This window comes from Mycolicibacterium chengduense (assembly GCF_033741155.1).
GTDB lineage: Bacteria > Actinomycetota > Actinomycetes > Mycobacteriales > Mycobacteriaceae > Mycobacterium.
Map to the genome: position 1 here is coordinate 38757 of NZ_JAWQNH010000010.1, position 13249 is coordinate 52005.

17 protein-coding genes are annotated in these 13249 nt (G+C 67.5%); 12 read left to right on the forward strand and 5 right to left on the reverse strand.

The features are described 5' to 3' along the window. Positions 1 to 88: 88 nt before the first annotated feature. Positions 89 to 892, reverse strand: a complete 804-nt coding sequence (locus tag SBI67_RS27725; protein ID WP_318983650.1) for a hypothetical protein — start codon at positions 890 to 892, stop codon at positions 89 to 91. A gap of 411 nt (positions 893 to 1303) precedes the next feature. Here SBI67_RS27725 and SBI67_RS27730 point away from each other — a divergent pair, with 411 nt between their 5' ends. Together SBI67_RS27730 and SBI67_RS27735 are read left to right on the forward strand one after the other, a co-directional pair. Then, the gene (locus SBI67_RS27730) at positions 1304 to 1594 is read left to right on the forward strand and encodes a WhiB family transcriptional regulator (protein WP_036404241.1); all 291 of its coding nucleotides are present in this window, start codon (positions 1304 to 1306) and stop codon (positions 1592 to 1594) included. Positions 1595 to 1714: 120 nt separating this feature from the next. Beyond that, positions 1715 to 2158 (forward strand): OsmC family protein, encoded by a 444-nt coding sequence (locus SBI67_RS27735; RefSeq protein ID WP_318983651.1) that lies wholly within the window; start codon positions 1715 to 1717, stop codon positions 2156 to 2158. 17 nt (positions 2159 to 2175) lie between these two features. Here the strand turns inward: SBI67_RS27735 and SBI67_RS27740 are convergent, their stop codons facing one another. Further along, complete coding sequence (locus SBI67_RS27740) at positions 2176 to 2574, reverse strand: VOC family protein (RefSeq protein ID WP_318983652.1); 399 nt, start codon at positions 2572 to 2574, stop codon at positions 2176 to 2178. A 188-nt stretch (positions 2575 to 2762) separates the two neighbouring features. Between SBI67_RS27740 and SBI67_RS27745 the strand changes: the two genes are divergently transcribed. Further along, positions 2763 to 4085 carry a S1C family serine protease gene (locus tag SBI67_RS27745; protein WP_413232581.1) on the forward strand — a complete coding sequence of 441 codons (1323 nt, stop codon included), beginning with the start codon at positions 2763 to 2765 and terminating at the stop codon, positions 4083 to 4085. Between the two features lie 71 nt (positions 4086 to 4156). On the opposite strand, the gene SBI67_RS27750 is transcribed toward SBI67_RS27745, so the two are convergent. Next, positions 4157 to 4870: a cutinase family protein gene (locus tag SBI67_RS27750; protein ID WP_318983653.1), complete on the reverse strand. Its 714-nt coding sequence runs from the start codon at positions 4868 to 4870 to the stop codon at positions 4157 to 4159. Positions 4871 to 5084: 214 nt separating this feature from the next. Between SBI67_RS27750 and SBI67_RS27755 the strand changes: the two genes are divergently transcribed. The 5 genes from SBI67_RS27755 (at position 5085) to SBI67_RS27775 (ending at position 8022) form a co-directional block, all read left to right on the forward strand. Further along, positions 5085 to 5294 carry a hypothetical protein gene (locus SBI67_RS27755; RefSeq protein ID WP_318983654.1) on the forward strand — a complete coding sequence of 70 codons (210 nt, stop codon included), beginning with the start codon at positions 5085 to 5087 and terminating at the stop codon, positions 5292 to 5294. 108 nt (positions 5295 to 5402) lie between these two features. After that, positions 5403 to 5567, forward strand: a complete 165-nt coding sequence (locus tag SBI67_RS27760; RefSeq protein ID WP_318983655.1) for a hypothetical protein — start codon at positions 5403 to 5405, stop codon at positions 5565 to 5567. Positions 5568 to 5625: 58 nt separating this feature from the next. Continuing rightward, positions 5626 to 6936 carry a carboxylesterase family protein gene (locus tag SBI67_RS27765; RefSeq protein ID WP_318983656.1) on the forward strand — a complete coding sequence of 437 codons (1311 nt, stop codon included), beginning with the start codon at positions 5626 to 5628 and terminating at the stop codon, positions 6934 to 6936. A gap of 187 nt (positions 6937 to 7123) precedes the next feature. Further along, on the forward strand, positions 7124 to 7618 hold the full coding sequence (locus SBI67_RS27770; RefSeq protein ID WP_318983657.1) for a hypothetical protein: 495 nt from the start codon (positions 7124 to 7126) through the stop codon (positions 7616 to 7618). A 107-nt stretch (positions 7619 to 7725) separates the two neighbouring features. Further along, positions 7726 to 8022, forward strand: a complete 297-nt coding sequence (locus SBI67_RS27775) for a DUF732 domain-containing protein (protein ID WP_318983658.1) — start codon at positions 7726 to 7728, stop codon at positions 8020 to 8022. Positions 8023 to 8101: 79 nt separating this feature from the next. On the opposite strand, the gene groL is transcribed toward SBI67_RS27775, so the two are convergent. Together groL and groES are read right to left on the reverse strand one after the other, a co-directional pair. Further along, complete coding sequence (gene groL / locus SBI67_RS27780; RefSeq protein ID WP_318983659.1) at positions 8102 to 9721, reverse strand: chaperonin GroEL; 1620 nt, start codon at positions 9719 to 9721, stop codon at positions 8102 to 8104. An 87-nt stretch (positions 9722 to 9808) separates the two neighbouring features. Then, the gene (gene groES / locus SBI67_RS27785) at positions 9809 to 10111 is read right to left on the reverse strand and encodes a co-chaperone GroES (protein WP_024455177.1); all 303 of its coding nucleotides are present in this window, start codon (positions 10109 to 10111) and stop codon (positions 9809 to 9811) included. A 271-nt stretch (positions 10112 to 10382) separates the two neighbouring features. Between groES and SBI67_RS27790 the strand changes: the two genes are divergently transcribed. From SBI67_RS27790 to SBI67_RS27805, 4 genes are read left to right on the forward strand one after another with little or no spacing between them, the layout of a single operon-like run. Beyond that, a complete protein-coding gene (locus tag SBI67_RS27790) occupies positions 10383 to 10700 on the forward strand; it encodes a WXG100 family type VII secretion target (protein WP_318983660.1) in 318 nt (105 codons plus the stop codon). 1 nt (position 10701) lies between these two features. Continuing rightward, on the forward strand, positions 10702 to 10992 hold the full coding sequence (locus tag SBI67_RS27795) for a WXG100 family type VII secretion target (RefSeq protein ID WP_318983661.1): 291 nt from the start codon (positions 10702 to 10704) through the stop codon (positions 10990 to 10992). A gap of 6 nt (positions 10993 to 10998) precedes the next feature. Next, a complete protein-coding gene (locus SBI67_RS27800) occupies positions 10999 to 12642 on the forward strand; it encodes an NAD(+)--arginine ADP-ribosyltransferase (RefSeq protein ID WP_318983662.1) in 1644 nt (547 codons plus the stop codon). Between the two features lie 50 nt (positions 12643 to 12692). Further along, positions 12693 to 13238, forward strand: coding sequence for a hypothetical protein (locus tag SBI67_RS27805; protein ID WP_318983663.1), 546 nt, complete (start codon positions 12693 to 12695; stop codon positions 13236 to 13238). The last annotated feature ends 11 nt before the right edge of the window (positions 13239 to 13249 follow it).

Genomic DNA, 13249 nt, shown 5'->3' on the forward strand with positions numbered 1-13249 from the left:
GGGTGATATCTCCAGCGTTACGTGAGGGACACATCCAGGCAGGGTGTGCGTCAGATAAACACTAACGATCCGGCGGTGCCGATCCGCTTCAGCGACGCGTCCACACGCCGCCTCTGCGTCGCACTGTATCGGCGGCGGCGTCCCGAACGGCCGCGACGTGCGCGGGCGGATGCACCGTACTTCCGATGTCGGCCAGCAGGCAGGCCAGCGCCCACCGCAGCGGAACCAGCCCGAGCCGTTCGGTATCACCGAAGGCCTCGTCGGCGATACGGCGGGCATCCGGGAGCCGACCGGCGCTGCACAACGCGGCGGCCAGCACCACGGCCGATTTCACCGCATGCCGCGGCGACCCGGTCGATTCAGCCAGCTCCGTCGCCCGCTCGGCATGGCCGACGGCGACCGCGCCGGCACCGCCTGCCATGTTCAGTTCGGCCGACACCCAGTGCAGCCGCACAGGCAGCCGGGCCGGTCCGGACCCGTCGATCAGCCGTTCCGCCCGTTGCAGCAAGGTGGCCGAGAGCGCGAACCGTCCCACGCCGAGGGCGTCGGCAGCCAGCCCGATGAGCGCGTCCGCGCCGGCCTCGCGGTCCTGGCCGGCCGCTGCCCAGGCCCGGCCGTCCCACCCGCGGGCGAGGTCGTGCCCGCCGAGCTGGCGCAGGAAGGACGCACGGGTGCTGTAGGACAGGGACAGCAGTGGCTCACCCCCGGGGCCCGGCGCGGTGTGGGCCGCCAGATGAGCAAGGTCGGTCAGGGCGCTGGCGTAGCGCCCCTGGCCACCGGCCGCGACGGCGCGCAGCCACCGATCGCGCTGTGAGGTCGGCGCGGGCAGGGGCCAGAGGTCCGGCCGGGGACCGAAAGCGGCCTCGGCCAGGCATGTTGTCGCGGACGTCATCGAATTGCGACGGTATCAACGCCCCGGGCAGGGCCCGAGCGCGCCCCGAGACACGTGATCAAAGCAACCTTGGTTAACACTTGATGGTCACCATGTTTCCGTCAGATCACCGACACCCGCGGTACCGGATAAAAGTAAATTCGGCGAACTGCGGAAATACGCATGCGTGTCCGCGCGGCGCCGTTTCTTGAACACTCTTCTCGTTGCATGCGGGTCGCATTGATGAACGTGATGTAAATTCTCACGCTGCGGCTATGTGGTTACGCACAGGACCTGGCTATTGACGTTTTTTCGGTAGCCCTTCTACGTTGTGTGCACACGAGTGGTCATCGGTGACAAGTGCTCGGATCGGTTCCGCGACTCACGCACCTACGCGTTCGCGAATTGGGTGTGAAGAGAGGGGTTTTCCACATGCCACAGCCGCAGCAACTTCCCGGACCAAATGCCGACATCTGGGATTGGCAAATGCAAGGTCTTTGCCGGGGTGTCGATTCCTCGGTGTTCTTCCATCCCGACGGTGAGCGCGGCCGGGCCCGCGCCCAGCGCGAGATGCGCGCCAAGGAAATGTGCCGCAGCTGCCCGGTGATCACCCAATGCCGCACGCACGCGCTCGCCGTCGGCGAGCCCTATGGCATCTGGGGCGGCTTGAGCGAATCCGAACGCGAAATGTTGCTCAAGCGCGGAATCCGCCGCACCGCCTGACATACCAGCCGACGAAAGGCCTCGCCCGCGCAGCCGGGCGGGGCTTTTCTGCACCTTGAGCCGGGCATGCGATGGTAAGCCTGGACCGTCCGCACGCGTCCCCGGTAGCCAGGAGGTCCCATGCCCACCGATCCATCGACCGAAGGCACCGTGATCGTCACGGAGACCGGCGCGGGGACCTATACCCAGGAGATCATCGCCGGGTCGCACCAGCTGACCGCCGACGAGCCCCAGCCGGTCGGTGACGACGACGGCCCGACCCCGTACGATCTGCTGCTCGCCGCGCTGGGGTCGTGCACGTCGATGACGGTGCGGATGTACGCCGATCGCAAAGGGTGGCCACTGGATCGCGTGCGGGTCACGCTGCGCCATTCCCGCATCCATGCCAAGGACTGCGCCGACTGCGAAACCACCAAGGGCTGGATCAGCCATATCGACCGGGAGCTGGAACTGATCGGTGACCTGGACGACGCTCAGCGCCAGAAGCTGCTGGACATCTCCGAGCGGTGCCCGGTTCATCAGACGCTGACCGGCGAGGTGCGGATCGCCACGGCGCTGCGCTAGCGGGTTACCCGCGGCGATCAGAACACCCGGCGCGGTACCAGCACCACGCGCCAGCGGTCCGGGTCCTCGAACGTCAACGCGCCCACCTTGGTCCAGTACGGATTCTCCGGTTCGACCGGCTCGTGCCCGGCGGCCGCAAGACGTTCGACCACGTCGTACATCGGAGCCTCGCCGTGGAAGTACAGCACCAGCAGATTGTCCAGTGTCGGTGCCGGACAAGGACTTCCGTCGACATGGGTGGTGAACTCCAGGTGGTACTCGGTGCCGGGCAGCCCCAGCATGACGCCGGTGTAGCCGTCGTGGTCCTCGAACCGGTAGAGGACGGGTAAGCCGAGGTGATCGGCGTAGAACCGCTGCACCTCCGCCAGCTGATCGGTGGGCCGGGCGACGCGTATCTGGGCGAGCTCGATGGTCATGCCCGCCAGTGTCCGACCTCAACGGCGGTTGAGGTCAAGCCTGCCGTCGCGGTGTGGCGTTACCGGAATGGCCCCGAAATCTCGGAATCGCCTGGGCAAACTCTCAGTTCCGTCTCAGTCACCGCCGGAAAATGGTGGTTAAGCAACTGTGCTGGTTGATGATCGAAGAAAGTGATGCACACACCACAATGACAAACCCTGAGCGGCAACCCTTTCAGTCTCCCGATCCGAATGCTCCTCTGACCCAGCCGATTCCACGCGTGCAGGACTGGCGGTACGCCACCCAGCAACCGGTGCCGCCGTTCTACCAGCGTGCCCCGCACGCCAATACGGCACCCGCCGGCCCGAAACGTCCGCGGGTGGCACTGCTTGCCGCCGGCGCTCTTGCCGTCGCGGTGGCCGGCGGCGGGATTGGGGCCACCGCAGCCTGGATGGCTCATCCGCAGAGCCCCACCGCCCCGCACGCGGTCGCCGCGCCGGCCAACGGGGCCCAGGTGCCGGCGTCGAAGCCGGCCGCCTCGACCGCACCCACCGGTTCGGTCGAACAGGTCGCGGCCAAGGTGATGCCGAGTGTGGTGAAACTGCGGATCGACATGGGACAGGGCGAGGCCGAGGGTTCCGGTGTGGTGCTCAGTCCCGACGGCCTGATCCTGACCAACAATCACGTCGCGTCGGCCGGTTCGGAGGGGTCCGACGGTGCTCAACCCGCCGCGATGGGCAGCAATGGGGCCGGCGTGACCAGGACCGTGACCTTCTCCGACGGCCGGTCGGTGCCGTTCAGTGTGGTCGGCACCGACCCCACCGGTGACCTGGCGGTCGTGAAGGCCGAAGGTGTGTCCGGTCTGACCCCGATCGCCATCGGCTCGTCCAAGGACGTCAAGGTCGGCGAGCAGGTGGTGGCCATCGGGTCACCACTGGGTCTGCAGGGCACCGTCACCACCGGCATCGTCAGCGCGCTGAACCGGCCGGTGGCTGCCGGGGACGGGTCGGGCGGCGGTCAGGCTTCGGTGCTCGACGCCATCCAGACCGATGCGGCCATCAACCCCGGCAACTCCGGTGGTGCGTTGGTGAACATGAAGGGCGAGCTGATCGGGATCAACTCCGCGATCGCCACGCTGGGCGCCGGACAGGGCGGTCCGGGCGGCGGTGGCGGCGAGAGCGGTTCGATCGGGCTTGGCTTCGCGATCCCCTCGGATCAGGCCAAGCGCATCGCCGACGAGTTGGTGTCCACCGGCACGGCCAGCCATGGAGCGCTCGGCGTGCAGCTCAGCGCCAATCCGTCGGCGGGCAACGGGGCCGCCATCGCCGGAGTGGCCGACGGTGGACCGGCCGCGGCGGCGGGAATCCCGGACGGCGCGGTGATCACCAAGGTCAACGATCAGGTGATCGACGGGCCCGAGGCGCTGGTCGCCGCGGTGCGTTCGAAGGCACCCGGGGACAGCGTCGCGCTGACCTACCTCGATCCCTCCGGCGCGTCCCAGACCGCCCAGGTGACGCTCGGAAAGGCGTGAGCACCAGCTGATCCACCCCGACCGACGGCCGCCGCAATGCCCCCTCCCCCTCATTGCGGCGGCCGTTTCGGTCATACGGACTGCTGAGCAGACGGCGCCGGCGCGCCGAGTTGCCGGACCACGAAATCAGCCGCCTGGTCGGCCATTCCGTTGTCCTTGTAGGCGCTGTGCGCGGCCCGGTCGAGGCTGATGCCCGGCGAGCACACCGGGTCACCTGGCGCGCACAATTCGAGCGTCTTGGCCTGATAACGACCGCCGATCTCGATGGGCGGCGCCTGCCGATCTGCGAGACCGAGAAACAGCGGCGACGGGGTGCCGAAGAGCACGACGGCGTCGACATGTGGCGCGACCGACGCCGGCATCGGACCGGAAAGGCCGGCAGGCAACACGAATCCGGCCGGCACGCTGTCGGCGGTGGTGTACGCCGCGACCGCAGCACCCTGCGAGTACCCGCCGAGCACGATCTTGGTATTCGGGCAGCTGGCGGCCGTGGACTCGATGGTGTCGGCGGCGTCGGCGACGCCCTGGGCGGCCTCTGCGAAATCCAGTGACGCCGGGTAGTTCACCGCGTACGGACTCACCGATTCACCTGGCAACCGGGCGGTGAGCGCATCGACGAAGGCCTGGCCGGTGGCGCCGACTCCCGGCGCCTCGAAGGTCCCGCGGGCGAAGACCACCTGCACGTCGGGGCACGAAGGGGCGGCGGTGGCGGTTGCCTGCGGCCCCAACAGGGCGGTGGCGGACAGGCCGGCCGCGACGAGCGTGAATCCGGTGATGAGCTTCATGGTGGAACCTCTCAGTGGTGGCGCGCGGCAGTTGTCGTGGACTTAGGGGGTGGTGGACCCAGCGTCCCGTGCCCGACGCGGTGTACGCATCGCAGCTGGCAACAAGCTGTGAGTACCTGCTACCCGGTAGTGCAGACGGCGGCCAGCCAGGATGTCCCGCGGGCCGACTCGGGTCGACGATGGTCATATCACCGACCACCACGAAGGAAACGACATGAAGGTCAACCTTTTTCGAGCATCGGGCATCACCGCAGCCGCCGTCGCGGTGGGTATCGGACTGGCTCCCGTCGCCGCCGCCGCACCCCAGCCGGCGTGCGACCGGGCAGGCACCACCTGCGCCGGCACCGGTGACTACAGCGCCAACTTCAGCGAACCGGTATCGCAGCCGGATCCCTATGGCTTCCTGTTCTGGCAGCAGCCCTAGGCCCGTTTCCGCCAACTATCGACAATATCGCGCCAGCCTGGAATGACCCTCCACCACAACAGGTTTGAACATTCAACGCAGTATTCACCACGAAAGAGGATGATCACCATGAAGAAGTTCGGAGTCGCCACCCTGATCGCCACCGGAATGACCGCCGCCGTTCTGGGCCTGGCCGGCCCTGCCGCAGCCGCCACCCCCACCGGCCCGCACTACAGCGTCGACAACCAGGACGAGGTGAGCACCACCAACGGTTTCGTCGACCAGGCCTTCTGACACCACGTCGAGACGCCCCCGGCCCGCCAGGCCGGGGGCTCTTTCGTAAGGTGATCGCGTGCGGACGCGACGCATCGGCATCGGCAGCGCCTCGGTGCTGGTCACCGAGGACGACGACGTGTCCGTGGCACGCGGCATCCGGTACGCGACGGCCGAACGGTTCGCCGTCCCGCAGCCGGTACCGGTCGGCGCGGGGCCGATCGACGCGACCGTGCGCGGCCCGGCCTGCCCACAGTTGCCGTCCCGGCTGGAGTTCGCCACCGGCCCGGTGGTCGATGGCCTGCAGATCAGCGAGCACTGTCAGGTGCTCAGCGTCACCGCACCGACCGGTGCGGTCCGGCTGCCGGTGATGGTGTGGTTTCACGGCGGGGCGTACGTGTCCGGCGGCGGCGAATCGGCGAAATACGATCCGCATGCACTGGCCACCGAGGGGCAGGTCGTGGTGGTGACGGTCACCTACCGACTGGGCATCTTCGGGTATCTGAACCTGCACGATCCGCAGACCCAGAACCTGGGCCTGCGTGATCAGCTGTGTGCGTTGCGCTGGGTTCGGGACAATATCGCCGCCTTCGGCGGGGATCCGGCCCGGGTGACGATCTTCGGGCAGTCGGCGGGCGGCGATTCGGTGATGGCCCTGATGCTGTGCGAGGAGTCCGCGGGCCTGTTCACCCGGGCCATCCTGCACAGCGCCCCGCTGGGACTGCGGGCCGACCGATCGAAGTTGACGGCCACCATGCGCGATGCGGCGCTGACGTCCCTCGGCAGGGTTGCGGCCCTGGAAGCCGATGTCGAGCAGCTGCTCGACGCGCAGGTCGCCGCTGCGGCTGCCGCCCGGCGGTTCGGCCGGCTGGGAATGATGCCGTTCGCTCCCCTTCTCGGTATGGCGCCGCTGCCACCCGCCGGTGAGATCCGGGCGAGGATCGCCGATGCGGCATCACGGATCGACATTTTGGTGGGTTCCACCCGTGACGATGGACGGCCCTTCGTCACGATCGACCCGCGGACCAGCCGCCTGCACCGCCTCGGTCCGCCCGGCGCCCTGCTCGCCGCGGCCGTCGGGCGTACCTTCACCAGGCAGGTATTCGGCCGTCCCGCAACCGAATTGGCCGACGACTGGGTACGGGCGGGGGGACGTTCGGCGAGTTTCCGTGTCGACTGGGCTCCCCCGCACGCGCCGCTGGGCGCCTGCCATTGCATCGAGCTTCCGCTGCTGCTCGGATCACCCACGGCTTGGGCGAACGCGCCGATGCTCGGCCCCGATCCCCACCCGATCGACGACACGGTGGCCCGCCGGATGCGGGCGCTGTGGAGTGGTTTCGCCCACGACGGTGCTGCCGCGCTGGAAACGGCCTCGCTGACCATCGGGTGATCGGAGACTGGGGCGTCGTGCCTGTCGGTTCGATGCCGCCGGCCAGGACTCCACACAGTCGTTTCCCGAAGGCGATATCACCGGCGATATCGCCTTCGGGAGTCACCTCCTTCCGGTGCGGACCCGTGCTGTAACTCGGGCGGTGGATATTCCGACATACCGGCAGTAACTGAGGGAAGGAGTGTCGATGGCTCACCGTTGCTGCGGCGCAGTGGCCGTCTCGATGCTGGTGCTGCCGATCGTCGTCACCGCTACCCCGGCGCAGGCCGCTCCCCTGCCGGACTTCTGCACGTCGGCGGTGGGCGACGTCTGTACGACGCGGTTGACGTCGGTGACGGCCGACGCGGTCGACGGGACGATCACCGGCACACCGATCGGCGGCGCAGCACCGGTAACGCTTGCCGGACAGGGCGACGCCTACCTGAAATCCACCGGATTCGGCGTCGCAGCCCCGGAGCCCGTGCAGGACTGGGACGCGACGATCGACCGGGTCGGCGGCCTCAGCGTCGACCCCACTGACCCGAGCTGGTATGGCAATGCGAAGGCCCGGGTGTTCTTGCCGAGGACCCTCAACGAGTTGGCCACTCGGTTTCCGCCCGACAGCCTGGTGGTCCGGTTCGCGCCCGATGACGGCCAACCGGGGGTGTTCCGGCTGGTATCCATACAGCCGACAGCCCGATAACGACAACACCCATGGACCGCACGTCATAGTGTTGAGCAGATAATCACCACGTGCCGCAGTCAGCACTGCGGTGGGGGAACGGGGGGAAGATGCGAAAACAGCTCGTCATGGGAATCGGGGTTGCGGCGGTGCTCGCCGGGGGTTTTGTCGGGGCGCCGCGGGCCTACGCCGACGATCAGTCATTTCTGAATGAACTGCGGGCCAACAACTTTCCGGGCCTGACCTTCGCCGGCCAGCAGATGCCCGATGCGGCCGTCATCGCACAGGGCTACATGGCCTGTAATCGGATGCATCTGGGGCAGTCGGCCGACGATCTGATCGCGCAGGTGAACCCGGCCGATGCCACCATCGGTCGCATGTTGGTGCGCGCCGCGCAGCACAATCTGTGCCCCGACACGCTGTGACGCTCAGCTGACGTCTCGGGGCCGGTAGCGAAAACGCCCCCGGCCCAAGCGGACCGGAGGCGTTTCGCGACGCTACGAACTAGTGCGCGTGGCCGTGATGGCCGTGGCCGTGATCTTCCTCCTCGGCCGGCTTGTCGACGACAGCCGTCTCGGTGGTGAGCACCATCCGGCCGACCGACGCGGCATTGAGCACCGCCGAACGGGTCACCTTCGCCGGGTCCACGATGCCCTCGGCGAGCAGGTCGCCGTAGGTCAGCGTGGCCGCGTTGAAGCCCTGGCCGTTGGGCAGTTCGCTGACCTTGTTCACCACAACCGAGCCATCGAGCCCGGCATTGGTGGCAATCCAGTACAGCGGGGCCGACAGCGCCTTGGCGAACGCCTCCAGGCCGATCAGCTCGTCGCCGGACAGCGAAGACCGCAGGCCGTCGAGCGCGGCACCTGCCTGCACCAGCGCGGCACCGCCGCCGGTGACGATGCCCTCTTCGACGGCGGCCTTGGCTGCCGCGACCGCGTCCTCCACGGCCTCCTTGCGCTTCTTCAGATCGGTCTCGGTGGCCGCACCGACCTTGATGACCGCCACGCCGCCGGCCAGCTTGGCCAGCCGTTCCTGCAGCTTCTCCCGGTCCCAGTCCGAATCGGTGTTCTCGATCTCGCTGCGCAGCTGAGCGATGCGCCCGTCGATGTCGGCCTTGGTGCCGCCACCGTCGACGATCACGGTGCTGTCCTTGTTGACCACCACGCGCCGGGCCGAACCCAGCACCTCGAGGCCGGCCTCACGCAGCAGCAGACCCACATCGGGGTTGACCACCTGGCCACCGGTCACGATGGCGAGGTCGTCGAGGAACGCCTTGCGGCGGTCACCGAAGAACGGCGCCTTGACCGCGACGGCCTTGAGCGTCTTGCGGATGGCGTTGACCACCAGGGTGGACAGGGCTTCACCCTCGACGTCCTCGGCCACGATCAGCAGCGGCTTGCCGGCCTGGGCGACCTTTTCCAGCAGCGGCAGCAGGTCAGGCAGCGAGCTGATCTTGTCGCGGTGCAGCAGCACCAGCGCGTCTTCGAGCACCGCTTCCTGGGAGTCGAAGTCGGTGACGAAGTAGGCCGAGATGAAGCCCTTGTCGAAGCCGACGCCCTCGGTCACCTCCAGCTCGGTGTGCAACGTCGAGGATTCCTCGACGGTGACGACGCCGTCGTGGCCGACCTTGGTGATGGCCTCGCCGACCAGCTCACCCACCTCTTCGTCACGCGACGACACGGTGGCAACCTGCACGATGGCCTTCTTGTCCGACACCGGGGTGGCGGCGGCCAACAGCGCCTCGGAGACCGCGTCCGCGGCCTTGGAGATGCCCGAACCCAGCGCGATCGGGTTCGCGCCGGCCGCGACATTGCGCAGGCCGGCCTTGACGATGGCCTGCGCCAGCACGGTGGCAGTGGTGGTGCCGTCACCGGCGACGTCGTTGGTCTTGGTGGCCACCGACTTGACCAGCTGGGCGCCCAGGTTCTCGAAGGGATCCTCGAGGTCGATCTCGCGGGCGATGGTGACACCGTCGTTGGTCACGGTGGGCCCACCGAAGGCCTTGGCCAGCACCACGTGGCGGCCGCGCGGGCCCAGGGTCACCCGGACGGCGTCGGCAAGCTTGTCGACACCGGCCTCCATGGCCCTGCGCGCAGTCTCGTTGAATTCGATCTGCTTGCTCATGAATGTCCTTTAGGGAGAAGAACGCATACCGCCCCGGATATCTCCCGTACGCATACGGGGATCTCCGGGGCGGGACACGAGTGCTTGTTACTTGGAGACGACAGCCAGCACGTCGCGGGCCGAGAGGATCAGGTACTCCTCGCCGCCGTACTTGATCTCGGTGCCGCCGTACTTGCTGTAGATGACGGTGTCGCCCTCGGCAACGTCCAGGGGGATCCGCTTCTCGCCATCCTCATCCCAGCGGCCGGGGCCAACTGCGACGACGGTGCCTTCCTGCGGCTTTTCCTTGGCGGTGTCGGGGATGACCAGACCGGACGCGGTCGTGGTCTCGGCCTCGTTGGCCTGAACGAGGATCTTGTCCTCGAGTGGCTTGATGTTCACGCTCGCCACGATGGAGCCCTCCACTTGTTGGGTATGAGTCCGGTTACCCGGGTCCTCGGTTTTTCAGGTGTTCGGCATACGTCCGTGCCCTCGCTCCGTCGTCGCGGGTGCCGGCGCTGGGGCTGGCCGCTGCCACCTAGCACTCTATACACGCGAGTGCTAGCACTCAAGGATGGGCTCTGATTACCCGCCCAGGGGTGGGGCCGGCGGGTTCGACGATCGCGCCCCGGCGGCAAAAACTCCCAGCGATCTGCCAGGAAACCGGTCCTACGGTGAAAATATGACGGGGGATGCAGTTCTGGGGGTTTCGCCGGAGGACGTGCAGCGGGTATCGGCGGCCGTCTCGGCCCACGCCGATGAGCTGGTCAGCGGACTACGAGCACTGGACACCGAAGTGTCCGATTTCGTGGGCAGCGGATGGACGGGGTTGTCCAGCGGGTCCTTCGCCCAGTCCTTCTGGCGCTGGCACGAGGGCGCGATGCAGGTTCACGCGGGTCTTGCCGAGATGGCCGACCTGCTGAACACCGCGGCCACCGCTTATCGACGACAGGATGACGCCGGCGCCGCGGCCTTGTCCGGTGACGCTGGGGGTCTGTGAGATGTCCGATGAGTTCGGAGTCAACACCGACGAGTTGATGGCGATCGTGGCTCGCATCGCCGACTTCGAGAAGCGGATCGAGGCCATGATCGCCGACGTCGACAGCCAGGTGGCGGGTCTGCACGCGACCTGGCACGGCACCGGGGCGTCGGCACAGGCCGACGCCCACCGCCGCTGGACCGAGGGTGCTCAGCAGATGCGCGACGCGCTGAAGGAACTGCACGAGGCGGGCACGAAAGCGCACCGGAATTACACCGGCGCGGCCCGGGCCAATCTGACCATGTGGTCGTGATCCGCGATGGCACCGCCGATCGTCGTCGACCCCAAGGCGCTGGACTCGGCTGGTCACACCATGACCACGCAGGCCGGTGACCTGGCGAAGGCAGTGCACGCGCTCGGTGGCGCGCTGGCCGGTTCCGCCGGCATGAGCGGCAACGATCCCGCCGGCATCGTCCACGGACGCTCCTACGACGCGTCGGCCAAGTCGCTGCTGGAAGCGATGATCGATCTGACCAACGGCATGGCGCGCACCGGTGATGCGGTGCGAACCAGCGCGGTGAACTATTCGCTCGCCGAAGTCGCGTCCAACACGCACGGCAATGGTGGACCGCCCCTGACGGCGGTGACGCCGACCCCACCGGCCAGCGCATCTTTACCCCCGTCGGCGCAGGGCAACTTCGACAGCGCTCCCCCGGGTTGGGCGCTGGTCGAGCCGTTCCTCGGCATGATCTGGCCGAATGGCGACTCCGGGCGGCTACGCGCGGCGGCCGAAGCCTGGTCCGCCGCCGGCTCGGCCTTCCTGGCCACCGAGGCCGAGATGATCAGCGCATTCGGTGTCGTTGCCGGGCAGCACATTCCAGAAGGCGCGAAGATCGGCCAAGCCGTCAACGCCTCGAGCACCAACTCGACGACCCTGTTCAACCAGTGCGTCACCGTGTCCGCGAATCTCACCGACTACGCCGGGAAGATCGACGCGGTGCACGCGGCGATCCTCGACCTGCTGTCCCGGGTCGTCAATCCTCTCACCGGGATTCGCGAGGTGTGGGACCTGATCACCGGCGACGACAACGACGAGATCAAGAAGATCGCCGACGATATCCGGGTTGTGATCGACAACTTCAAGGCCGAGGTCTCGGCGCTGGCGCAACTGCTGGCTCCCATCGTCGCCGCCGCCGAGACCGTGATCTCGGCGATGGGCCAATACCTCAAGTTGGAGTTGGAGCAGTTCGGCGACGCCGCCTACAACGTGCTCGCCGATGTGGTGAACGGCGCGGCGAGTTTCGGCAATGCGGCCCTGCACAATCCGCTCGATGCGGCCGCGATGGTCGGTGGCGCCGCGATGATGGGACTGGGCGCCGGGCTCGAGGTGCCCGGCACGCTGCTCGACGCCACCGGCGTGGGCGCCATTGGTGGTGTTCCCCTGAACCTCGCCGGTGCCGGACTGATGGCCGGTGGCGCCACCATCGCAGGTGGCGGTGCGCTGGACCTGTCTCAGCATGTCGCCGAGAACGGCGTGATCGTGATGCACGCTCACATCGGGCGCCCCGGCGAGGGCGTCGATCGCGGCGACGGTCGAGACCCGTACGGGCACATCACCGGGCGGCAGGGCGGCGGGTATGCGCGGCAACGGGAGGCCGAGGGGATTGAGCAGTACAAAGATGACAACCCAGACAACTGGGTTACCACCGAGCAACGCAAAGCGACGGTGGAAGGCGGTGCCAGTGGCGGGCGGTTCTACGATGGCTTGGGCCGCCTACCCGACGGCACCTACGAAGGCATCGAGGTCAAGTCAGGCGGCGCATCGCTCTCCCCCGGCCAGCGCGCCTTTGATGGGCTTGTCTCACCGGACAACCCTGCGTACGTCACCATCACGAATGAACAAGGAGTCGTCGAAACCGTGAAGATCACTCAGGTTCGCGTCGAAACGGTGCCGGGCGAATGAGACTTGACCGACCTTCGCACATCCGGAAGTCGAATCGCTCGTCAGGATGGATGAGCAATTTCACGGAGCAGATCCCGGGTCAACTGGCCGCCGGGATAAATCGGCTCGGCGACGGAAAATACACTTCCTACTCCATCTATCCGCTGCCGCCGGACGCCGCCTATGACGAAGACGTCCATCCCACCGAGTGGATCCAAACCACCGGCATCGCCCCCGACCGACTAACCGTAGAGATCAAACAGCGTGATGCGGCGGGCGTGCATCGGCTCTACACCATCGGCCACCCCGAAGCCGCCACCGAAACCGCCGAAACCGAAACCATCCACAACGGCGACAACGAATACCACGTCCGCCCCGCCGAAGTACTCACCGCCACCGAAGCCATCGAACTCTTCCAGCACTACTACGACACCCACACCATCCCCACCGGATGGCACCTGCGCGAACAACCCGAATTCGCCGACACCGCAGTCCAAGAGCACCTCGCAAGCCAAGCGGCGACAGGTGCAGACACCACGGCCCGTGGCCGCGCACCGGTCGCAGACAAGGGCTCCAAGGAGGAGAAGGCTCGGCAGAAACCGCGACGGAGCGAGTGAGCCAGCAGCAG